The sequence below is a fragment of the Acidobacteriota bacterium genome, from assembly GCA_018001935.1.
Lineage (GTDB): Bacteria > Acidobacteriota > JAAYUB01 > JAAYUB01 > JAAYUB01 > JAGNHB01.
In genome coordinates this window covers 22,208-44,608 of the sequence record JAGNHB010000022.1, presented here as the reverse complement: position 1 = coordinate 44,608, position 22,401 = coordinate 22,208, and the positions used below count along the sequence as shown (strand labels likewise).

The 22,401-nt window shown below is 69.0% G+C and carries 15 protein-coding genes; 11 read left to right on the top strand and 4 right to left on the bottom strand.

Annotated elements, in window-relative coordinates; translation table 11 throughout:
* The first annotated feature begins 17 nt into the window (after positions 1-17).
* Entirely contained in the window at positions 18-2,573 is a 2,556-nt protein-coding gene (locus KA419_10375) for a PAS domain S-box protein (GenBank protein ID MBP7866344.1), read from the top strand.
* Between the two features lie 496 nt (positions 2,574-3,069).
* Positions 3,070-3,927 carry a transposase gene (locus KA419_10370; GenBank protein MBP7866343.1) on the top strand — a complete coding sequence of 286 codons (858 nt, stop codon included), beginning with the start codon at positions 3,070-3,072 and terminating at the stop codon, positions 3,925-3,927.
* A gap of 97 nt (positions 3,928-4,024) precedes the next feature.
* Here the strand turns inward: KA419_10370 and KA419_10365 are convergent, their stop codons facing one another.
* A complete protein-coding gene (locus tag KA419_10365) occupies positions 4,025-5,689 on the bottom strand; it encodes a carbohydrate porin (GenBank protein MBP7866342.1) in 1,665 nt (554 codons plus the stop codon).
* A gap of 410 nt (positions 5,690-6,099) precedes the next feature.
* Here KA419_10365 and KA419_10360 point away from each other — a divergent pair, with 410 nt between their 5' ends.
* From KA419_10360 to KA419_10345, 4 genes are read left to right on the top strand one after another with little or no spacing between them, the layout of a single operon-like run.
* Positions 6,100-6,642: a nuclear transport factor 2 family protein gene (locus tag KA419_10360; GenBank protein ID MBP7866341.1), complete on the top strand. Its 543-nt coding sequence runs from the start codon at positions 6,100-6,102 to the stop codon at positions 6,640-6,642.
* A 9-nt stretch (positions 6,643-6,651) separates the two neighbouring features.
* A complete protein-coding gene (locus KA419_10355) occupies positions 6,652-7,326 on the top strand; it encodes a hypothetical protein (GenBank protein MBP7866340.1) in 675 nt (224 codons plus the stop codon).
* Positions 7,308-8,126, top strand: a complete 819-nt coding sequence (locus KA419_10350; GenBank protein ID MBP7866339.1) for a hypothetical protein — start codon at positions 7,308-7,310, stop codon at positions 8,124-8,126. The genes KA419_10355 and KA419_10350 overlap by 19 nt, the downstream gene beginning before the upstream one ends.
* Positions 8,123-9,277, top strand: a complete 1,155-nt coding sequence (locus KA419_10345; protein MBP7866338.1) for a radical SAM protein — start codon at positions 8,123-8,125, stop codon at positions 9,275-9,277. Before KA419_10350 ends, KA419_10345 begins: the two co-directional genes overlap by 4 nt.
* On the opposite strand, the gene KA419_10340 is transcribed toward KA419_10345, so the two are convergent.
* Positions 9,240-12,749, bottom strand: a complete 3,510-nt coding sequence (locus KA419_10340; GenBank protein ID MBP7866337.1) for an AAA family ATPase — start codon at positions 12,747-12,749, stop codon at positions 9,240-9,242. The genes KA419_10345 and KA419_10340 overlap by 38 nt on opposite strands.
* Entirely contained in the window at positions 12,746-14,047 is a 1,302-nt protein-coding gene (locus KA419_10335; protein MBP7866336.1) for a DNA repair exonuclease, read from the bottom strand. The genes KA419_10340 and KA419_10335 overlap by 4 nt, the downstream gene beginning before the upstream one ends.
* A gap of 526 nt (positions 14,048-14,573) precedes the next feature.
* Here KA419_10335 and KA419_10330 point away from each other — a divergent pair.
* Positions 14,574-15,500 carry a hypothetical protein gene (locus KA419_10330; protein ID MBP7866335.1) on the top strand — a complete coding sequence of 309 codons (927 nt, stop codon included), beginning with the start codon at positions 14,574-14,576 and terminating at the stop codon, positions 15,498-15,500.
* Positions 15,501-15,680: 180 nt separating this feature from the next.
* On the opposite strand, the gene KA419_10325 is transcribed toward KA419_10330, so the two are convergent.
* Complete coding sequence (locus KA419_10325; protein ID MBP7866334.1) at positions 15,681-16,358, bottom strand: hypothetical protein; 678 nt, start codon at positions 16,356-16,358, stop codon at positions 15,681-15,683.
* Positions 16,359-16,555: 197 nt separating this feature from the next.
* On the opposite strand from KA419_10325, the gene KA419_10320 reads away from it, so the two are divergent.
* The 4 genes from KA419_10320 (at position 16,556) to KA419_10305 (ending at position 22,264) form a co-directional block, all read left to right on the top strand.
* A complete protein-coding gene (locus KA419_10320; protein ID MBP7866333.1) occupies positions 16,556-17,200 on the top strand; it encodes a hypothetical protein in 645 nt (214 codons plus the stop codon).
* 72 nt (positions 17,201-17,272) lie between these two features.
* The gene (locus KA419_10315) at positions 17,273-19,159 is read left to right on the top strand and encodes a thioredoxin family protein (GenBank protein ID MBP7866332.1); all 1,887 of its coding nucleotides are present in this window, start codon (positions 17,273-17,275) and stop codon (positions 19,157-19,159) included.
* A gap of 63 nt (positions 19,160-19,222) precedes the next feature.
* Positions 19,223-20,410, top strand: a complete 1,188-nt coding sequence (locus KA419_10310; protein MBP7866331.1) for a glycosyltransferase — start codon at positions 19,223-19,225, stop codon at positions 20,408-20,410.
* Positions 20,411-20,473: 63 nt separating this feature from the next.
* The gene (locus tag KA419_10305; protein ID MBP7866330.1) at positions 20,474-22,264 is read left to right on the top strand and encodes a type II/IV secretion system protein; all 1,791 of its coding nucleotides are present in this window, start codon (positions 20,474-20,476) and stop codon (positions 22,262-22,264) included.
* The last annotated feature ends 137 nt before the right edge of the window (positions 22,265-22,401 follow it).

Here is a 22,401-nt window from a genome sequence, read left to right as displayed (position 1 = left end):
TTGCGCTGGCGACCTTTTTGGGCTACGTCTATGGCGCCTCGATCTTTTTCTCCCTGGCCTCGGTGTTCGATCCGGTTTCCCTGCCGGGAATCCTGGGGGTATGCATTCTTTTCTTTGGCCTGGGGCTCGTGCGGCCTGGCCCCGGGCTGTTAACCATCCTGGGCGGATCCGGTAGCGGCAGTATCCTGGCCCGGCGTTTCCTGCTTCCGGTTTTCGTCGTCCCCGTCCTTCTGGACGTGCTGCTCACAGCGGGCGAACGCGCCGGGTTCTACGGCGAAGTCAAGGAACCCGCCGTGCACGCCGTACTGCAGATGGGCTTTTTCCTGGGCCTGGTGTTGATGACTGCCGCCGCCCTCAACCGGGGGGAATCGGCTCTCCGGGATAGCGAGGCCCGGTTCCGGACCCTGGCCGAAACCCTCCCGAACATCGTCTACACCGCGACGCCGGAGGGTTCGCTCGACTACGTCAACCGCCGGGGGGTGGACTACACAGGGCTGGCCTTCCAGACGATGATGGGAGCGGGATGGGTGAACGTCGTCCATCCCGAGGATGTGGGGCCCGCGATAACGCAAATGGAGGAGAGCATCCGCACGGGACAACCCTATGAAGTCAAGGAGCGGATCCGGGGCGCCGACGGTGATTATCGGTGGTTCATCACGCGGGCGAAACTCATTCGCGGCGAAGGGGGCCAGCCGGCACAGTGGATCGGCACCGCCACCGACATCGACGAGCTGGTGAGAACTCAGGACGCCCTGAACGAAGCCCATCGCAGGACCACCGTAATCCTGGAGAGCATCGCCGACGGGTTCAACTCCTTTGACCGGGAGTTTCGATACACCTACGTGAACGCCTCGGCGGCGAGAATCCTGCGCACCACGCCGGAACGATTGCTGGGCAGGACGGTCTGGGAGGTCTGGCCGAGAGCCGCCGAGACCCGTTTCGGGGCCGCTTTCCGCAAGACGATGGAGGAGGGCCTCCCCGTGTCGGTCGAGGAGTTTTACCCTGAACCCCTTAACGCCTGGCTGGAAGCTCGTTTTTACCCCTCGTCCGACGGGATGACGGTCTTTTTCACGGACGTGACCGGCCGCAAGCAGGCCGAAGCCGAAATCCGCCGGGTAAACGAACGGTTCGACCTTGCTACCCGCGCAGCCCATCTTGGGATCTGGGACTGGGACATTCCAAACAACCGGCTGTCCTGGGACGACCGGATGTACGAACTCTACGGAATCCGGAAGGGGGATTTCACGGGTGCCTACGATGCCTGGCTCAGGGGCGTTCACCCCGAGGACGCGGCTCGCAGCGACGAGGAGTCACGGCGGGCACTGCGCGGAGAGAAGGAGTACGACACCGAGTATCGTGTCGTGTGGCCCGACGGATCCGTGCGCCACCTCCGTGCCATTGCCGAGGTGCTCCGGGACGCCGAAGGGAACCCCCAGCGCATGACCGGGGTCAACTATGACATTACCGAGCGCAGGCGAATGCAGGACGAACTGCTGGAAGTGGAGAAACTTAAGGTGGTTAGCCGATCCCACCAGCTCTGGCAGGACACCTTCGACTCCATAACGGACCTGGTGATCCTGATCGATGGGGAAGACCACATCCTGAAGGTCAATCGGGCTTTTCTGGATTATTTTCGTCTCGCCCTCCCGGAAGTGATCGGAAAAAACTGCTGCGAATTCTTTGACGAGAAGGATTTCCCCGTTCACGATCACCTGCGGAAGCGAGGCCTCGGGGGACAAGTTCCCACGTTCGTGGAATTGACCGACGCCGCCCGGTCCAGAATTTTCGACGTGGCTGCCTACGACCTTACGTCTGACCTCGAAGGGTCTACCGGGCACATTCTTGTCGCCCGGGACGTCACGGAGAAGCGGGAAAACGAAATCCGGCTCATCCTGAGCGAAAGACTGGCCGCCATCGGCCAGGTTGCGGCCGGGGGCGCCCACGAGATAAACACCCCCCTGGCCACCATCTCCTGCTGCGCGGAAGGTCTTCTGTCCCGGGCCATGAAGGGACAGCCCGATCCAGGGATCCAACAGAACTACCTGCAGATCATCCGGGACGAGGTTTACCGGTGCAAGGCCATCACCGAAGAGATGCTCTCCTTCGTGCGGCAGACCAGTTACGAAATGCGGCCCATCGACGTCGGTGACGCCGCGGAGCGTGCCATCGAGTTGATCCGTCTGCAGGGTCGTTTCCGCAACGTCGATCTGAAGCGGGAGTTCGCGGCCGACTTGCCCCCGGCACGGGCCCGCACGGGAGACCTGCGCCAGGCACTCCTCGTCATCCTGTCCAACGCGCTGGACGCCGTGGAGGAAAACGGAACCCTGCTGGTGCGGACCGGGGTCGAGGGCAAGAACGTCTTCGTTGACGTCGAGGACTCGGGACGCGGGATTCTCCCGGAGAACCGGGAGCGGGTATTCGATCTTTTCTTCACCACCAAGGCATCCAGGGGCGGGACCGGGATCGGCCTTCACATCGCCCGGAGGATTATCCGGGCCATGTCGGGCGAGATCTCGGTGAAAAACGGCTCCCTGCCGGGTGCGGCCTTCCGGGTCACATTGCCGTTGGAATGACGAGAGGTTTCCGCCCGAGGAGAAGGAACACCATGAGAACGATGATCCTGACCTTGGCGGCGGTCCAGTAGGAGATGCGCAAGGCGGGCGTAGACTGGCGGATGGTCGTCTACGGTGGGCCGTCCACAGCTTCACCAACCCGGAGGCGGGGTCGGACCCCTCCCGGGGCGCCGCTTATAACGCGACCGCCGCTCCTGGGCCGACCTGCGTCAATTTTTCGAGGAGATCTTCGCAAGATCGTCCCCGTGACCGTTCACGCCCCTATCCGGCGTCCAGTTCGCGCGCGATCGGCATGTTGGAAGAGGAAGAAGGTGCCAGATACTATCTAAACACCATATTATCAGAGGGACATAATGTTGACCATGGCAACTTGTTTTTTATCAGTGAGACATAACAAGTCAAGCAAAATTTTAACAAATATTTTCCTCCAGACTCGGATTTTTTCCTGCGAAAACGTTGATATAGGTAGGAGATTTTCTGAAATCTGGAGGTGAATATGGGCCGAAGCATTAGGCGACATATTCCGAACGCCCTGGTTCATGTCGTCCAGCGGTGCCACAATCGCGCCTCCCTGCTCATTGGGCCCGGGGACAAGCTTGCTTACCTGAAAGCCCTGCGGGAAACGGCGGTGCAAATGAATTACGGCGTCGTCAGCTACTGTGTCATGGACAACCATATCCATCTGCTTTTGCGGACTCCGCCGGTCATCCGGAACCACACGCTGGCCGCTTTCATGCACCGGCTCAACAACCGATTCGGTCACCGATTCAACAAATTCCACGGTCGGAGCGGCACCCTGTGGAGCACACGCTACCGGCCGAAGTGGGTCCCCTTCTCCGCGCTGCGGCTTCTGAAGTTGATCTGGTACGTGGAAGGGAATGCCTCCCGTCGGCGGGACCGTCCGATCGAAGCATCGAAGTGGCCTTGGTGCTCGGCGTACTGGTTTTTTCGAGCTAAAGACGGGCCGGTGCCGTCTTTGCTGGGAGAGGCCATGATGATGCTGCTTTCCGGAATCCCTCTCGAGGAGCGGCCGGATTCCCCAACCTACCTGAAGACCGTTCTCGAGGTGCAAAAGGGGCCGGGTTGGGAAGCGGCCATTCCCCACGCCACAAAGCTGCGGGTCGATCGTCGATGGTTGGGGTGCAAAACTTCACGATTCGGGGCCAAATTACCGAATGACACAGCAAAAACCGCCCCTGAAAGGGAAGGCGACTCCGTTGGGCGATGGGACTCCGGCATCGAACGTCGGGCGCTGGCTGCCCTTCCGGGATGCAAACCGGAGAATCAGGAAACCCGTTTGTTCCCTCCCCGACGGCGCCGGAGGAGGAAGGCGAGGTTGCCGGATCTGGTCTGAAAACCATGTCAGCTATGAGTAAATGATATTAAAGGATCTATGGTTTTCCTCGTTATGTTGACAAGATAACAAGAGAGTTGGATAGCACCTGGCACCCTCACCACCAGGTTTCCATCTGCACGCCCGCGACGAGGCCCTGGTTGCGGTTGGCGTAGTCGAGGCCGCCGATCTGCCCGACGTAGGCGTCCGACCATCGGGCCCAGGTGACGAAGGCGCGGATGGCCGGGCGGCTGAAGAACAGGTTGCCCAGGGAGACCTGGGGCGCCAGGGAGACCTTGAACAGCCAGCCGCTCTGGCCGGTGCTCCGGAGTTCCGTCCAGTCGAGGAACGGCTCGGCGGCCAGGCTGACGTACCGGTTGAAGTGCCAGACGGTCCGCACGCCGGCCGAGAACCACTGCTGGAGACCGCCGTACTGCTTGTAGTCCGTCAATTGGTAGACCACCACCGGGCTGAAGGAGAAGTGGGGGGAGGGCTGCATGACCAGGCACTCCGTGATCCGGAAGCGGTAGGAGCCGGGGGCGTCGGGCCGGATGAAGGTCCCCTCCGGCGTGGTGTAGGTCTCGAAGCCCGAGGTGAAAGTCTTGGCGGCGTTGCGCCCGTACTGGACGGAGAACTTGTTGGAGCCGTTCTCCCCCATCCAGCCGTCGCTGCTGTGGATGAAGGTGAAGGCCAGCCCCGGCTCGCCGGGTGTGGTCTGGCCGGCGTGGTCCCGGCCGTGGCTGGCCCAGGTCAGGGTGAGGCCGAACTCGCCCTTCCCGCCCGGCAGGGGCGTGTCGTACAGGCTCAGGACCAGGTTGCCCTTGTTGAACCCCGCCTGGTTCAGGGGGTCGGGCCGGGGCAGGTCCGAGAAGCCGCTCTGGCTGCCCAGCCCGATCCAGGCCACCGCCAGCTTTCCCAGGCGGGTCCGGATGTCCTCCACCCCGCCGCCGCCCCCGCTCATGTTATAGAAGTAGAAGTCGTCGATGTGGATGTCGTGGCGCCGGTAGAAGCGGTTCCCCGCCCAGAACTTCATCCCGGGCTGGCGGGCGCTGAGGTTGCCCACGGCGGCCCAGGCCTCCGCCAGGCCGAAGCTGGTGGCGCCGGACGCCATGTAGCTCTGGTAGGGGTTGTACATGGAGAGGCGGATCTGGCAGCGGGCGATGGGGTCCGACGGCGTGCCGTCCGCCCGCGCCGCGCCGTCCAGGGAGAAAGCGCCCGTCAGGTAGAAGTTCTTGCCGAAGACCAACTCACCGTAGTTTTCGCCCTCGTTGCCCAGGCGGCCCTTGGCCATGGCGCCGGGGGCCATGAAGCCCACCTGGGGGCCGCCCTCGTTGTCCCTTCCGTACCCGGCGCGGATGTAACCGCCGATGTCCACGTAGTTCCGGAGCACCTCCTCCACCCGCTTGCGGAGCGCCGGATCCTTCGGCACCGCGATCGCCGAATGGCGGGTTTCCGTACTGTTGCGGAAGAGTGCGTCGGCGTGGTCCTTGCGGTCGTTTTCGCCGGTCTCGGCTGGGCCCGGTCCCGTTGCGGACGGCCCTTCCGCGGCGGGGGCGGCCGCCGATGACGGCGGCGGGGCCGGCACCTCTGTGGACGCCGACGTTTCCAGTTGCTTCAGGCGGGTTTCCAGCGCTTTGAGCCGTCCTTCGTAATCCTGGCGCATTTGTTCCATTTCCCGGCGGATCTGCCGGACTTCGGCGTCCGTCCGGGGGTCGGCCCCCCGGCAGAGTCCTGCGCAGAGGAACAGGGTCAGAGAGCACGCCGCTAACCGTAGGGGGTTCATAAAAGAGGCCTCCGTCGGAAGAATGCAGGGTCGCAAACCGCCTTTCCCCGGTGTCGAGGGTGGGGTGAAAGTAGTCGAGACCGTTGCCGAAGTCAAGCCCCATGGTCTGGTGCAAAGCGCCACCACCCTCCGGGCGACGGCTCAACCAGAGGATTTACAAGCACTATCCCGTTCGCTCCCCGAATTCGCCCAAATTGGCGGGATTCACGGGCAATGACGGTTTGGCGACTTCTTGCGGGCCCGTCATCACCGGCAGCCCGTTTGGTGGATCGCCCCCACGATTTCACTTGTGGCGCGGGTGGATGATCGGATAAAATCACCCCGTTCGTCGGTTTATCGAGGGGTTACCGTCCTGCGGGACTGCGCAGGAGCTGGATTCGGAAATTTCATCCCGACAAGGAGATCATTCCATGTCCGACCAACCCGCCAACCATTCCAGACGTCAGTTGATGTTCGGAGGGGCGATCGGGGCGCTGCTGGCGTCCGTGCCCGTCCTCGCCCAGGCGAAGAAGACGGGCGCCGCGGCGCCCGGCCCGGCCGGCCGCCCGGCGCTCGGCGCGCTGAAGGAGCTGCACGACGCCTACTTCAAGGCGTTCTCGGCCCACGACGCCGCCGGGGTCGTTGCGCTGTTCACCCCCAACGCCATCGTCATCGGCACGGGCCCCGGGGAGATCTGGGGCGGGGCCGAGGAGATCGCCGAGGCCCACAAGCACTTCTTCGAGGCCTTCGACCCGGGCAAGCATGAATCCGAGGTGCTCTTCCGCGACGGGAACGTCCAAGGCACCATGGCCTGGATCGCCTCCATGTCCCGGGTGAAGTTCACCAAGGGCGCCGACGTTACCGAGTTCGGCCTGAACTCCTCCGTCGTCTTCGAGAAGGCCGGGGGGAAGTGGCTGATCCGCTCCATGCACTTCTCGAACCTGACGGCCGGGCCCCAAACGGCCACGTCCTGAGGGGGAGCCATGGAGAATGCCAAGATCGAGACCCGGCGCGAGTTCCTGCGCGCCATCAAGGGGTGGTCCGGCGCCGTGGCCTGCGTCGCGCTGGCCGGGGGCGGGGCCTCGAGCCTGATGAGAGCCGCGGCGTGGGTGAACGGCGGCGGTGGATGGGCCAATCGCGGCGGTGGCGGCAGTGCCGGCTGGGCGAACAAGTCGGGCGGCGGCGCCGGTTGGGTGAATCGCTACGGCGGCGGCGGCGCCTGGGCCAACGGCGGCGGCGCCTGGACCAACCGCGGGGGCGGCGGTGGCGTGTGGGCCAACGGCGGCGGTGTCTGGGGCAACGGCGGCGTTGTGTGGGCCAACGGCGGAGTCGTCTGGGCCAACGGCGGGGTGGCGTGGGCCAACCTGGGCATCGCGTGGGCCAACGCTGGGGTGGCGTGGGCCAACCGTGGCGGGTCCTGGGTCAACAGCGGAGGTGGTTCCTGGCACAACGGCGGGGGCGCCTGGGCCAACGGCGGCGCCTGGCACAACGGCGGCGGCTGGGCCAACGGCTCCGGCGGTTGGGTGAACAAGGGCGGCGGCGGCGGCACCTGGTCCAATCGCGACGGGGGCGGCGGCGGCTGGGCCAACCGCTACGGCGGCGGCGGGGCCTGGAACAACCGGTCCGGCGGCGGGGGCAAATGGGCCAACCACCGCTGACGGATGCGGACGGGCCCCCGCCCGAACCGATCCGGAACGTGCCGGCGGGGTGTGCCGAGTCCCACCCCGCCGGCGGTCTTGTTTTGCGGGCCTGTTGCCCGGCGGACGTCGGGGCGGTTCACCGCGTCGACCCGGATCGCATCGCCTGGATCGAGGCCCCGCTCGACCTGGCCGGCGAGGCCTGGCCGGCGGGTGTGCGCCTCGACGTGGGGATCTCCGACCCCACACGGGAGGCGCCGGGGCTCCACCCCCTCTCGCGGCTCCGGGGCGAACGCCCCCTCCGGGTCACCCTGCCGGTGACCACCGGCCTCGCCCGGGCCGCCCGCGTGGCCATGTCCCTCCAGTTGCCCCTGCGGCTGCTCCCCGGGCAGCCGTCCCCGGACGCCCTCGGCGAGTTGCGCACGGTGTTCGAATCCTACCTGCACGACCCCCGGGCCGATGCCTCCGTCCAGCCTTTCGACGCGGTCCTGGCCTTCCTGCTCCACGGTGAACCGGTGACGGCCTGGACGGCCCTCGACCTCGACCCCTTCTACGTGTGCCGCTTCCCGGCCCCGGGGGAGCCGGCGTCCCCGGCGGACATCCCCCCCGACCCCGGCTTCGTCGAGCACTGGGTCACCGGGCTCGTCGCCTCCGGCGCCGAGTGTGCCGGGTGCCCCTACCTCCGGTGGTGCGCCGGGATCTTCAAGTGGCCCGACCAGGCCTACGCCTGCGATGCCGTGAAGCGCTTCCTCGCCGCCGTCGGCGAGAGTGCCGAGGCCATCGCCCGCGACCTCGGCGAGGCCGAGGCCCTCACGACATGAGCGACCGCCCCCTCAGCCTCGTCCTGCTGCCCACCCTGTCGTGCAACGCCGCCTGTGACTACTGCTTCGAGGAGAAGGCCGCGGTCTCGCTCTCCCTCGGGGACCTCGACCGGCTCACCGCGTCCGTTCTCGGCCACATGGAAGCCGTGGGCGCGCCGCGGGCCGAGGTGTACTGGCAGGGCGGGGAGGCCCTGCTCCTCGGGCCGGCGTGGTACGAGGCGGCCTTCGAACGGATGGGGAAGGCGGCGGCAGTGCGGGGGCTCGCCTTCAACCACTACCTGCAGACCAACCTGGTGGGCTGGGGCCGGCAGTGGGAACCGGTGGTGCGGACGGTTTTCAACGGGTCGGTCGGCACGTCCATGGACTACCCGAACCGTCACCGGCGGCTGCCGGGCGGCATGCCGGAGGCTTTCACCGCGCTCTGGCTGCGCGCTGTCGGCGAGGTGCTCGCCGCAGGGTTCGACGTGGGCGTCATCGCCGTGCTGAGCGCCGACAGCCTGCGGGTCCCCCCGGGGGAATTTCTCGATTTCTTCACCCGGACGGCCGGCCTGTCGGGCCTCCAGGTCAACCTGCCCTTCCCGGGCGGGCCCGCCCGCGGGGGGGACACGCTGGAAACCGGCCCGCTGACGGCATTTTTAGTGGGGCTCCTGGACGCGTGGATGGCCGACGGCTTCGATCGCGGGGTGCGCCTGGGCCCCTACGATGCGCTCCTGGAGACCTTTGCCGGCCGGGGGGGACGCCTGCCCTGCATCTGGCAGCCCAACTGCGCCGACGAGTTCATCTCCGTGGACGCGCGGGGCGACGTGGCCCTGTGCGACTGCTGGGTGACCAGCTATTCGTCACACCGCTTCGGCAACCTCTTCGAGACCCCGGACCTGACCGCCCTGCTCGCGTCGAGCCCCGCCCGGCGCGCCTTCCTGGGGCGCCCCGCCCAGCTGCTGGAGCACGCGGGCTGCGACCGCTGCGACCATCTGGGCCTGTGCCACGGCGGCTGCCCCGTGCGCACCTTCGCCGCGACGGGCACGATCCTGGCGAAGGACCCCTACTGCGAAGTCTACCAGGCCGTCTTCTCCCGCTGCCGAACCCTCGCTGCCGAGGCGGCCCGCCGCCGGCTCACAGCGTGTGCACCACGAACGGGGTCTCCGATCTGACGTCCTCCAGCAGGTCCAGCATCCGTCGGTGGTGGGTGAAGAAAAGGACCTGGGTTTTCCGGGCCAGGCGCCCGAGGGCCACCAGGGCCGCCCGGGAGCGCTCGTCGTCGAAGTTCACCAGGATGTCGTCCAGGATGACCGGCAACGGTTCAGCCGCGTCCAGGGCGTCCTCCAGGCCGGCGACGCGCAGCGCGAGGTAGAGCTGGTCCCGCGTCCCGTCGCTCATGCCCGGGACCCGCACCCGCCGCACCTCTGCCTCCGGCGGCCGGACCCCCACCAGGACCGGGTTGTCGTTCTCGTCGAAGTCCACCTCCAGGGACGCGAAGGCCCCGGCGGTGACGGTCGCGAAGTGCTCCCCCGCCCGCTGGAGCAACGGGGCCCGCCGGGACTCCCGGAAGTGGGCGACCGCCCTCCGGAGGACCTCGGCGGAGAGGCGCAGGGTCAGGTAGCGATCGACTTTGTCCCGCAGGGCGGCCAGGGATTCCTGGGCCTCCACCGCGGCATCGGCGGCGGCGGGCCCCCCGTTCACCCGCTCCAGTTCCATCCGGGCCCGCCCCAGGTCCTCGGTCACCCGGCGGAAGTCCAGCTCCATCCCCTCGATTCGCAGCCGGGCGGTCTCGAGGTCCGCCTTCAGGGCGTCCCCGTCCATGTCGCGGAGCCTGACCACGAAGGCCGGCAGGTCGAGGCCCTCGGCGTGGACGGCCAGGAGGGCGCCCAGTTCATCCAGCCGCCGCCGGTTCCGGAGGTAGTCCTCGGACCGCCGCTCCATCCCCTCCAGTTCCTCCGGGGTCCCGCAGCCGGCCTGCCCGAGGAGTTCCGCGATCCGGGCCCGGGCGGAGGCCGCCTGGGCGTCGTGCTCGGCCAGCCGCTTCCGGGCGCCGTCCAGCTCCTTTTCAAGTCCTTCGCGCCGCGTCCGGGCCTTCTGGGCCTCCAGGAGGCGGTCCCTGAGGGCCTTGGCGGCCTCCTCGGCGGCGAGTCCCGCCAGGTCGGGGGCCAGGGCGGCGGCCAGGGCCGACGCCTCCGCGCGGAAGGCCTCGGCGTCCCGGTCGATCCCGGCGATCCGGCGCCGGAGGTCCGCGGCCTCGTCCAGCAGTTTCACCATGTCCTCGATGCGGTCGAGGATGGTCTGGGCCGCCTCGGGCCCGGGGGGCGGGTCCAGCTTCAGGGGGCGGAGGGCGTCCGCCCACTCCCCTTCCCACGCCGCCAGGGCGGACGCCGTCTCGTCGAGCCGCCGCCGCAGCTCGGCCAGCCGGAGCCGCTCCCGGGCGACGGCCTGCTCGAGCAGGGCCCGCTCCTGCGCGGCGTCCCGCTCCCGGTCAACGAGTTCCCGTGCGTGGCGGGTGAGGGAGGCGAGCGACTCGCCGGGGTCGGGCGGGAGACCCAGCTCCGTAAGCGCCCGGGCCAGGCGCGACCGGAGGTGATCGACGACCCGGTCGAGGCGGGCGACCTCCTCCTGCTGTTCCGCCAGTTGCCGGGTGGCGAGGACGGCCTCCCGGTGGCGCGCCAGCCACCCCCGCATCTCGGCGGGGCTGCGGGGGACGATCCCGGCGGGGCGCCAGGCGGCCTCCCAGGCCTGCGCCGTCTCCGCTTCCCGCCGACCCGTCTCCGCCAGGGCCTCCTCCAGGGCGGCCACGCGCTCCTGCCCGGCCCCGGCCTCCAGGGAGAGACGGGCCAGGCCGGCCACCCGGTCCGCCTCGCGCCGCAGGGTGTCCGCCACCCCGTCCGCGTCCGCGACGCTCCGTTCGTAGGCCTCCGGGAGTTCCCGCCCCTGGCCGTAGGCGGCTTCGGCCTCCGGGTCCCGGGCCCCGTCGAGCCAGGCCCGGCGCACGAGCCGCCACCCCGCCTCGCGGGTTTCCCGGGCGTCCCGGAGGGTGGCCTCGTCGGGGATCGCCCCGCCGGCCAGCACCTCCTGCCGCCGGGCTTCCAGGTCCCGGAGCCGCTGCTGGGCGTCGTCCAGCCGGTGCTGCTCTTCGCCCCGGCGCCGTTCCAGTTCCGCGAAAACTTTTTCGAAACGGTCCACGGTCGCCTCGGGCGGGACGGGAAGGCCGTCCAGGGCCTCCGGGTCCGCCGGGAAAAAGGGCAGGGCCCGGACGGCCGCCCCGCTGTCGGACTCCAGCTTCCGCCGCTTCTTTTCCGCCTCCAGCCGGGCCCGCTCCGGCGCGCCCGCCTCCTCGACGTCCCGGAGGACGGCCTGGATGGCCCGGGTGTCGCGGCCCCCGCTGGCCTGGGCCAGTTCCAGCTCTTTCCCGTCGATCTCCTCCCCCGCCTGACGGCAGTCGTCGAGAAGGCCCGCGTGTTTCGCGGCGAGGGTCCCGTGCCGGAGGGCGAGCTTGCGGACCCGCTCCCGCTGCGGCAGGGAGAGCTGCAGGTCTCGGGCGCTCTCGAGGGCGAGCCCCGGGCTCAGTTCCCGCAGAATCCGCGCTGCGCCCCGCTCGGCGTCCGCGGCCCGGGTGTCCAGGCCCCCGCGGTCCTTTGCGGCCTTGAGGTGAACCCCCAGGCGGTCCTGCACCAGGTCGCGGATCTCCTTCTCCCGTGCCAGCAGCTGGTCCGCGGGGGGCAGGCCGTCGAGTTCCCGCTGCCGGTCCTGGATCAGGGCCCGGTCCGCGGCCGCCTCCGTCTCCGCGCCCCGGGCCCGCTGCAGCGCGTCCAGGCGGCGCCGGGCGGTGTCGTCGGGCAAGACCTTCACCTCCCCGAGGGCGGCCAGGTCCGCGGCGAGGCGGGCATATTCCTTTGCGGGGGCGAGGCACTCCCCGTAGCGCTTGAGGCGCTCCAGGGCGACACGCTCGCCCCGGATCTCCCCGCTGCGCCGCTCGAGCTCCTTCTCGATCCCGGCCACGGTGTCGGAAAGCTTCTTCCACTGGCCGGCGGAGGTCTCGGCGGCGTGCATCCGCCCCACGGCGTCCTTGTAGGCGGCGATGGCGTTGTCGAGTTCCTTTTTCCGCGAGCCGGCGGTGAAGAACCGCTCCGCGTCCTCCTGGAGCTTCCGCAGCTTCGCGTGGATCCCCACGATGCCGGTGGCGCCCTGGAAGAGGCTCGCCGCGAGGTCCCCCTTCCCCTCGCAGAGGTCGGTTCCTCCCTTCTGAAGGCGTTCGTGGTTGAGGCCGTAGAGGGTCTCGAAGGCCTCGCGGTCGATCCTCCCCAGCAGGCCCGGTAGGTCGCCGTCGGCGAGGGGGTTCCCGTCGGCGTCCAGGAGGGTGTTCTTGCGCCCCTTCCGGCGGGCGAGGTAGCGGACCCGCCCGTCGGCGCCCTCCAGAAGACCCGCGACGCGCAGTTGGTCGGCGGGCGCCCGGAAGTGGTCGAGGGTTCGCTCGGGGATGCCGAACAGCAGCCCCAGGACCGCGCGCAGGGCCGTGCTTTTCCCGGCCTCGTTGGGGCCGTAGACAACCTGGAGGGCCGGGGCCTGGGCGCGGAGGTCCAGGGTCCGGTCGAGGAACAGGCCGAAGGGGCGGAGGTGAAGTTCGAGGATTCTCATTCCCGGCCTCCTTCCGTTGACAGCCTGGACAGGAGGGTCTGCCGGATCGCCTCCATCCGGCCGGTGACGAGGTCGGGGCCGGACAGGTCGAGGGGGTCCTCGCCGGTCTTCAGCTCGTGGGGCAGGACCTCCCGCAGCTTCACGAGGTCGTTGACGGACAGGAGTTCCTCGAGGAAGGCCGCGTCTCCCCCCGCCCGGTCCAGGAAGGACTCCAGGTCGGCAAGGGGGAGCGGGGAGGCCTCGGGCCCGCCGCCCCCGCTCGGGGAGGTGGTCTCGAACAGGACCTTTTCCACCCAGATCTCCTCGAGGCCTTCCGAGAGGACCCGGGAGCGGAGTTCCGCCGCCCACCGGGCGGGGTCGGACAGCAGGGCCCGGTGCGCATCCGTCGGGCCCTGCAGCACCACTCGCGCCGCGACCAGGGGCGCCTCGGTGCCCGGCGCGGCAGGGAGCATCCCGCGGAGGAGGGCCTTGAGGGACGCGAGGGCGGCGTCGACGGCCTCGGTGGCCGAGGCGGCGGCGGTCGCGTCCACCGTGCAACGGGCCCAGCGGACCGTGTCCAGCGCCCGGTGCTCCACGCCCGTCACCCGGCCGTCTTCCACGCTCACCAGCGTGCACCCTTTCCCCCCGTCCTGGGTTTCCCGGGCGTGGCGTCCCTGAAGGTTGCCCGGGAACACGATCCAGGGGTCCCGGGAGAGCACCGTGCGCTGGTGGATGTGGCCCAGGGCCCAGTAGTCGTAGCCGTGCCCGGCGAGGCCCCGCACGCTGCACGGGGCGGCCGTGTCGTGCCCGGCGACCCCCTCGGCGCTGGTGTGGAGCACGCCGATGTTGAACCAGCCGGCGACGGGGGGCGGGTAGGAGGCGGCGAGGTTGGCGGTCTCCACCCGCTCGGCGAAGCTGCGCCCGTGCACCGCCGCCTGGAGGTCCTCGAAGCGGACGGTGTCGGGCTTCCCGGCCGGGAAGGTGTGGACGGAGGGGGTCCGGAGCCGGTGCGAGACCCGGCTCTCGGCGTCATGGTTGCCCTTCACCTGGAGGACGGGGATCGACCGCGCGGCCAGCCGGCCCACCTGCGCGGCGTAGAACAGCCCGGTGTTGTAGTCGCGCCAGTCGCCGTCGAAGACGTCCCCGGCCACCAGGACGAAAGCGACGCCCTCCTCCAGGGCCAGGTCCACAAGGTTTTCCAGGGCCCGGCGGGTGGCGCCCCGGATGCGGTCGGCCGGGGCGCCCTCGTAGCGCTCCAGCCCCCGCAGCGGGCTGTCAAGGTGTATGTCGGCCCCATGCAAAAACTTGAACCGGCTCAAAGTTTGCCTCCCTCTCTCCTCGGCATGAACAACGTATCGGTATCGGTATCGGTATCGCAATCGCAATCGGCATCGCAATCGCCCTCGCAATCGGCACCGCAATCGGCATCGCCCTCGCTCTCCCCCCCGCCGCCCGACCCCCGGCTTCAGGGCACCGGGTCCCGGGCCAATCGAAAGCCGAGGAAGGAGTAGCGATCGTACGGGTGATGGTAATCCAGGCACGCCGTGTTACAGTCCTCGACACCCTGGTTGCAAGCTCCACCGCGGCTCACCGGGCCCCCCGCTCCTCCTCCCGGACGCTCCCGTCGAGTGCCGCCATCACGTCCCTCCCTTGCGGTGCATCCCGCGCTTCGCCTCCCTCATGGCGTGCGGGATCGGTGCGGACGGATTATAGCACGGGAGGCGTTCCGGTCCATGGGGTTGGGAGGTGAAACAGCTGCGTTCTCGCTGTGAAACGGCAGAGGGCGTAGACGGGGAGGCGCAAATGTGATAGGGTCGGGATGAATACCCGTGCAAAGGAGGGGCGATGAGAACCGATCGGTCTGCTTCGGCGTCGTGCAAGGTTCAAAAGGGAGTTCCGAGACCATCGGCCGCGTGGTGGGCCGCGATCCGGCTGGCAGCCCTCGCCGGGGCCCTGGCCGCGGGTGCCGCCGCCCTGCGAGCCGGCCCGCCGGCCGACCCGTCCTGGCCTCCCGCGGTGAAGGCGGCCTTCGGGAACGCGACGGCCTTGCCGGCGGCGCCGCCGGACCCCGTCGTGGCCGCGGTGCGGAAGCTGGGCGGGCTCGGAATCGTCGCCCGGCCGGCCATGGCCCGGCTCGCCGGCGATCCTTCGCTGCCGGTTCCCCACCGTGCGATGAGCGGCATCCTGCTGGCCCGGTATTCGGCCTTCGACGCCGCTGCACTCCGGCAGTTCCTCGCGAGTGAGAGCCCTTACCTTTGCCTGGAGGCCGCCCAGTTGCTGGGCCGGCTCGGCGGGGACGACAACCGGTCCGCCGTGTCCCAGGCGGCGGTGAAACGGCCGGGCCAGGCCACCCAGCTGAACAAGTTCGTCGCCGCCTGGCCGCCGGCGCCGCCGATCCCGGCCCCGGCCCTGAAATTGCTCGACGCGGTGCTCCGGGAACCGGACGAACGCGTCCGGCTGAAGGCGATCACCGCGCTCACAGTGGATTACGGCGCGAAGGTCCGGGACTCCCTGGAGTGGACCCTGGCCTGCGGGGTGACGAGCGAGTCGACGCAAATGGACCTGGCGGCGGCCGTCGTCCGCATCTGCACCGAAAGCGGAGCGAGTCTCGAGCCCCTCTGCCGGAAAGGCCGGCAGAAATTCCTCCGCCTCCTGGCCATCCAGGAACTGGCAAAGAGGGGTGCAGCGGAGAAGGCGTTCCTCCGCCAGTTGGCGGCCGACCCCGCCGAGCCGCTCCGGGAGCACATCGAGAAGGCCTTGCAGGGAAAGTGACCGCCGGGAAGGCGCCCGGGAAGGCTCGCGGGGGCGCAAGGGGCGCCGGGGGGGCGCGGGCTCGACGCTGAAAACCAGTCGGCGTTGAGCCTTCTCCGGCGGTTTCCCCGCGCCCCGGTGCGGTGGACGGGTTTCGGGGCTCCGGAGAGGCTCCCGGCCGGGTCGGGGTGACCGTTCCGATCAATCCCCGGGAGCCGGGGAAGGCGCCCCGTATTTCTTTCGACAGGCCTCCATGGCGTCGAGCAGGTCCTTGCCGGCTTTCTCGATTTCCGGGTCCCGTTGCCCGGCGATCCCCTCGAACTCGGCCATGTCCTTGAAACGCTTCAAGGCGATCTCCTCCAGTTTGCCCTTGAGTTTTTTACTGTCCAGTTTCCCGCCCACGAAGTAGTCCCGGGCGCTCTCGGACCGCAGGATCTCGACCATGTCCCGGATGCAGGCGATCATCTTTGCTCTCTCTTCCGCCGACACTCCCTTCGGGGCCTCCTTCCCGTCTCCGGGGCCCATGGTCTCGTCCGGGAGCGTGATTGTCTCCCTCAAGGCCTTGATGTGATCCTTCTCGGCCGCCTGGTACGCCGGGTCGCTTTCGAATTCCCGGGCGGCCATGTCCCATGCGTCCAAGTCCTTGAAGTATTTTCGGACGATCTCGTCCATTCGCGCCAGGTAAAGGTCTTCGCTGTACTTGCCGTCCACGAGGAATTCCGTCGCCCCTTTGGACTTGCAGAACTCGGTCATCTCCTTCATGCAGTCCAGGAGAAGGGTTTTCCGGTCTCCGGGGGGGGTGGCGAAGGTCGCGGGGCCCACGGCGGCGAGGACGAGGATGATGGCGGAATGGATCGTGAGAAGCGTCTTGGTTTTCATGGTTCCTCCAGGATAAGCGGCAAACCGGGTTTGTCGTGCATCGAGGATACCACGCGCGTCAACCGGGATGGGATTCGCGCGTACTGATGACGAAGGGGGCGCGTTTGTGCGTTGACCAAGCGGAATGCCTTGCGCGAAGGCGTCCCCTTGCGTACAATGCCCCGTTGCGAGGTGAGCCGATGGCTGGCGGAAACACAGTGAAACGATGGGTTCGCGGGGTCGTTCTCCCTGCAGTGATGGTCCTGGCCCTGGCGGCCGCGGTTTCCTTTCTCCGGGCGGACGACCCGAAACCGGGGAGCGACCCCGGGCGGGGTTCGGACCCGGCCGCCGTCTCCTCCCCCGCCAGCCCGTCCGGGACCGATCCGGGCGCCGCGACGCCTCCCGCATCGGGAAAGGGCAAACCGGCATCCAAACCCAAGGAGCCGCCCCGGCGCGGCGGCCGCCCCGCCCTGATCGTCGACGACCAGACCGAGCAGGAGACGCCGGTGGCGGCCGAGGCCCCCCCCGACCCGAAGAAGGCGAAAGACCACTTCCGGATCGGCCAGTTCTACTCCCGGCGCGGCAACTGGGACGCCGCGGCGTCCCGCTTCAAGGAAGCCGTCCGCAACAAGCCCGACTGGCCGGAGGCGCGACGCCGCCACGTGGAGGCCCTCTCCCGCGCCGGGGACTGGGCCGCCGCCGAGGACGCCGCCCGGGCCTACCTCAAGGACGCCGCGAACGCCGACGACCGGAAGTATTTCCAGGGGGCGGCGGACCAGGCTTCCGTCGAGAGGGCGAAAATGCCGGCGGACGCGCAGACCAAACCCCGGGAGCCGGTGAAACCGCCCCCCACCCTCTGGTGAACCCTGCCCCCGACCCCGGCCGGGCCGGGCGAGGACGGGGCGCATCGCCCGGAACCCATCGAGGAGGACCCGATGATTGGGACTGAACACCCCTGGTGTGCAACGGAGGCCACGAAGGCGCCGACCGCGCGGTGGCTGCCCGCGGCGGCCCTGCTCCTGCTGGCGCTCTCCCCGCTGGGCGCCGCGGGCCCCGATGCCTTCCACTTCACGCCGTCCCCCGCGACGGTGGCCCTCGAGGCGGGCAAGCCGGGGAGCCTGGCCGTCGTCATGGCGGCCGACGCCGGCTACTACCTCTACGAGGACATGCTCTCCTTCAAGGTGACGGCCCCGAAGGGGGTCCGGGCGAAAGCGGCGGTCCTGCCCAAGGGTCACCTCAAGTTCGACCTCGCCAGCGAGACCGAGCGGATGATCCACGAGGGGAAGGGAACCGTCCGCATCCCGCTGGAGGCGGCCGCCGACGCGCCGGCCTCCGGGACCCTGGCCCTCGAGATCGGCTACCAGGGGTGCTCGTCCTCCACCTGTTTCATGCCCGGCACCCTCACCCTGAAGGTCCCCTTCACGGTGAAGGGGGCGGCGGAACCCGCCGCGGCCCCCGAAGCGACGACCGCCGCGGCCACGCCCGAACCGGCCCCGGCGGAGGCCGCCGCGCCTGCACCGGTCTCGGCCGGGGTCTCGGCGGCGCCGCTCCCCCAGGTCTTCCGCCTCGAGGAGTACGTCCCGGCGGAGGAGTTCCTCAAGCGCCTGCGCGCCGCCATGGCGGGCTCCGGGGCGCCCGCGGCGAAGCCGGCAGAGGACTACGGCAGCGTGGTGGCCTTCGTGCTGCTCTTCTTCGCCGGGGTGGTGACCAGCTTCACCCCCTGCGTCTACCCCGTCATCCCCATCACCATCACCATTTTCGGCGCCAAGAAGGCCGCCAGCAAGCTCCAGGCCTTCCTCCTCTCCCTGATCTACGTCCAGGGGATCTGCCTGGTCTACTCGGTGCTGGGCGTGGCGGCCGCCTCGTCGGGGGCCGTCTTCGGGCAGTACATGAGCCACCCGGGCGTCGTGGGCGGCCTCGCCGCCTTCTTCGTCCTCATGGGACTCTACATGGCCGGGGTCTTCCAGTTCAACCTCCCCTCGTCCTGGCAAACGAAGGCGTCCGGGGTGGGTGGGAAAGGCTACGTGGGCGCCTTCACCATGGGCATGGTCTCCGGCGTCATCGCGGCCCCCTGCACCGGCCCCGCCCTGGCGGGGGTGCTCGCCTGGGTGGCCGGCACCGGGCAGGCCCTGATGGGCTTCTTCCTGCTCTACACCTACGCCATGGGGATCGGGATGCTCTTCCTGGTGCTGGGCACTTTCTCCTCCCTCATCCACAAGCTGCCCAAGTCCGGCGACTGGATGGAGGTGGTCAAGGGGATTTTCGCCGTCGCCATGTTCGCGGTGGCGCTGTTCTACCTGAAGGACGTCCTGCCCGGCCTGCAGGTGTGGGGCGTCCCGAAACCCGCCCTCTTCGCCGGCGGTGCGGCGCTTCTCCTCGCCGGTTTCCTCACGCGGTGGCTCAAGATCGACCTCCACGCGACCACTTTCGGCGGGGTCGTCCGGAAGTTCGCCGCCATCCTGGTCTTGACGGCGGGCGTCCACGCCCTGGTCGTCGGTTTTTCCCGCATCGACGGGACGCTCCCCTGGCGGCACGACCTGGACGCCGCCCTGGCGGAGGGCGCGAAGACCGGCAAGCCCGTCCTCGTGGACTTCGGCGCCTCCTGGTGCGCCGCCTGCAAGGAGCTGGAGAAGTACACCTTCAGCGACGACAGGGTCCGGAAGGAACTGGAGGGCTACATCACCGTCAAGGTGGACATGACCGACTCCGGCACGCCGGAGAACCAGGCCCTGGCCCGGCGTTTCGGCATCCGGGGGTTGCCGGTGGTCCTGGTTTTCGCCAACGTAAAAATCGCGCCGGGCGCCGCGGGCGTTTCACCGTGAATCCGGTGATTCCCTGCGCCCGGCGCGCTTTTTACCCTGTTCAGGCGCCGGCTCGATCTGGCTATGGAAGATAAGCTGCGTATCCTGCACCTTTACAAGGATTACCACCCCGTCCGGGGCGGGATCGAGAACTACGTGGGCCTGCTGGCCCGGGCCCAGGCCGCCGCGGGGCACGACGTCACGGTCCTGGTGGCCCAGCGGAAGGGAATGAAGACCTCCGACACCATGGAGGACGGCGTCCGCGTGATCCGGGCGAAGCGGTGGGGCACCCTCGCCTCCACCCCCATCAGCCCCGCCTTCTTCCGCCAGGCGGGCCGGTTGAAGGCCGACCTCGCCCACCTCCACTTCCCGCACCCGCCGGGCGAGGTGGCCTGGCTCTGGCACCGGCCCTCCCCCCGGGCCGTCATGACCTTCCACTGCGACATCGTCCGCCAGAAGGGCATCCTGCGCCTGTACCGCCCGCTGATGAAGCGGGTCCTGCGCGGCATGGACCGCATCCTGGTGAGCAGCCCTCCCATGATGGACAACCCGGCCCTGGACGGCTGCCGGGACCGGTGCGCGGTGGTGCCCTTCGCCGTGGACCTCGGCCCCTTCGCCGTCCCGGACGCCGGTGAGAAACGTGCGGCCCGCCGGCGCCTGGGCCTGCCGGAGGAGGGGCCCCTGCTGCTGTTCGTGGGGGTCCTGCGCTACTACAAGAGCCTGGAGACCCTCATCGAGGCCATGCCCCGCATCCCGACCCGGGCCGCCTTCGTCGCCGTGGGCGAGGGCCCCATGCGGGGCGCGTGGGAAGTCCTGGCGGCGCGGTCGCCCGCCGCCGGCCGTATCCGCTTCGCCGGGCGGGCCCCCGACGAGGCGCTGGCGGACTGGTACCGGGCCGCCGACCTCTTCGTGCTTCCCTCCGGCTCCCGGGCCGAAGCCTTCGGGCTCGTGCTGCTGGAGGCCATGGCGTGCGGCCTCCCCTGCGTCACCACCGAGGTGGGCACCGGGACCTCCTGGGTCAACCTCCACGGGGAGACGGGGGTCGTCGTGCCGCCCAACGAGCCCGGCGAGTTGGCCGACGCCGTGACGGCCCTCCTCGGGACTCCCGACCGGATGCGGCAGATGGGCGCCAACGCCCGTCGGCGCGTCGAGACCCACTTCACCGTCGAGGGGATGATGGCCGCGCTGGATCGAATCTACCGCGACGTGGCCGGCGCCGCGGCGGAAGGCCCGGGGTCGGGCCGGCACCCCGAGGGCCGAAGGGGACGGTGAGGGAAGGACCGGGGGAGCCCCCCGGCCGGTGGAACCCGGAAAAGTGGGCCTGTGGAGCGAGGCATGAAGAGCAAGGAACCCATCACCATCGAGAGCGTGGCGCGCATCATCCGGAAACTGAACCTGATCTCCGAGGACCAGCTCCGGGACGTCCTCGCCGAGGGTCAGACCCAGTGGGCCCGGCTCATGAAGCTCCAGGAGAGCGCCGCCTCGCGGAAGACGCACCAGCCGGCCGCCTTCGTCTCCCCGGCGGAGGTGATCTCCTCCTTCAACCTGGAGATCCCCGACAGCAACGGGCGCATCCTCACCGAGGACATGATCACCGAGGCCCTGGCCTGCCACCTCGGGATCCCCTACATGAAGCTCGACCCCCTCAAGCTGGACCTCGACCTGGTCACCAAGAACATCCCGCGCCCCTTCGCCCTGAAGCACCTGGTGGTCCCGGTGGAGGAGCACGGCACCATCGTGACCCTGGCCGCGGTGGACCCGTTCATCGACGAGGCCCTGCGGACCCTGGAGCACGCGAGGGGGATCCGGACCCGCCTGGTGCTGGGGTCGAAATCGGACATCGTCAAGATCGTCCGGGAGTTCTACGGGTTCCGGGCCTCCGTCAAGGCCGCCGAGGTGGAACGGACCCTGGCCACCGACCTGGGGAACCTGGAGCAGTACCTCAAGATGAAGGGGTCGGCCGAGATCGAGGCCACCGACCAGCACATCGCCGCCGCCTGCGAGTACCTGCTCCACTATGCCTTCGACCAGCGCGCCAGCGACATCCACATCGAGCCCAAGCGGGAGCGGACGGTGGTCCGGCTGCGCATCGACGGCGTGCTCCACGAGATCCACTCGGTGCCCAAGGCCCTCCACGCCCCCATCATCTCCCGGGTCAAGATCGTCTCCCGCATGGACATCGGCGAGAAGCGCCGCCCCCAGGACGGGCGCTTCAAGACCACCTACCAGGGGAAGGACATCGAACTCCGCGTCTCCACCATGCCCGTGGCCTTCGGGGAGAAGGCGGTGATCCGCATCTTCGACCCCGACATCCTCATGCAGGACCTGGACCAGCTCGGGTTCTACCCCCGCGAGTACCAGCTCTACAGCGGCTTCGTCCAGCGGCCCAACGGCATCATCCTCGTCACCGGGCCCACCGGGTCGGGCAAGACCACCACCCTTTACTCCTCGCTGAAACTCCTGGCCTCCCCGGAGGTCAACATCGTCACGGTGGAGGAGCCCATCGAGATGGTGATGGAGGAGTTCAACCAGGTCCAGGTGCAGCAGGGGGTGGGAATCCTCTTCGCCAACATCCTTCCCACCATCCTCCGCCAGGACCCGGACATCGTCATGGTGGGCGAGATCCGGGACAAGGAGACGGCGGACCACGCCATCCAGGCGGCCATGACCGGCCACCTCGTGCTCTCCACCCTGCACACCAACGACGCGCCGTCGTCGCTGATCCGCCTCCTTGACCTGAACGTCCCCCCCTTCCTGCTCGCCGCCACCATGGTGGGCGTCGTGGCCCAGCGCCTCGTGCGGAGGATCTGCCCCAACTGCAAGCGGGAGAGCGCGCTGTCCGACCAGGAGATCGCCTACCTCCAGCTCCCCGGCAAGCACTACCGGGTCTGGTCGGGCGACGGGTGCAACGAGTGCCGCGGGACCGGCTACCGGGGTCGGACGGGCATCTTCGAGGTCATGGACATGTCGGACCGGGTCAAGCAGGTCCTGGGAGGGCCCGTCACCCTCCGGGCGCTCCAGGAGGCCGCGCGCGCGGATGGCCTGGTCTCCCTTCGGGAGATCGCCGTCCTCAAGATGCTGGAGGGCGCCACCACCTACGAGGAAGTCTTCGCCGTCACGGGGTAGGGGGAAGGTTGTTAGGCTGTTAGGCTGAAGGCTGTTAGGCTGAAGGTTCGGAGGTATTCCAATCGGTATCGGTATCGGTATCGGTATCGGTATCGGAATCGCAGTCGCAGTCGCAGTCGCAGTCGTAATCGCAGTCG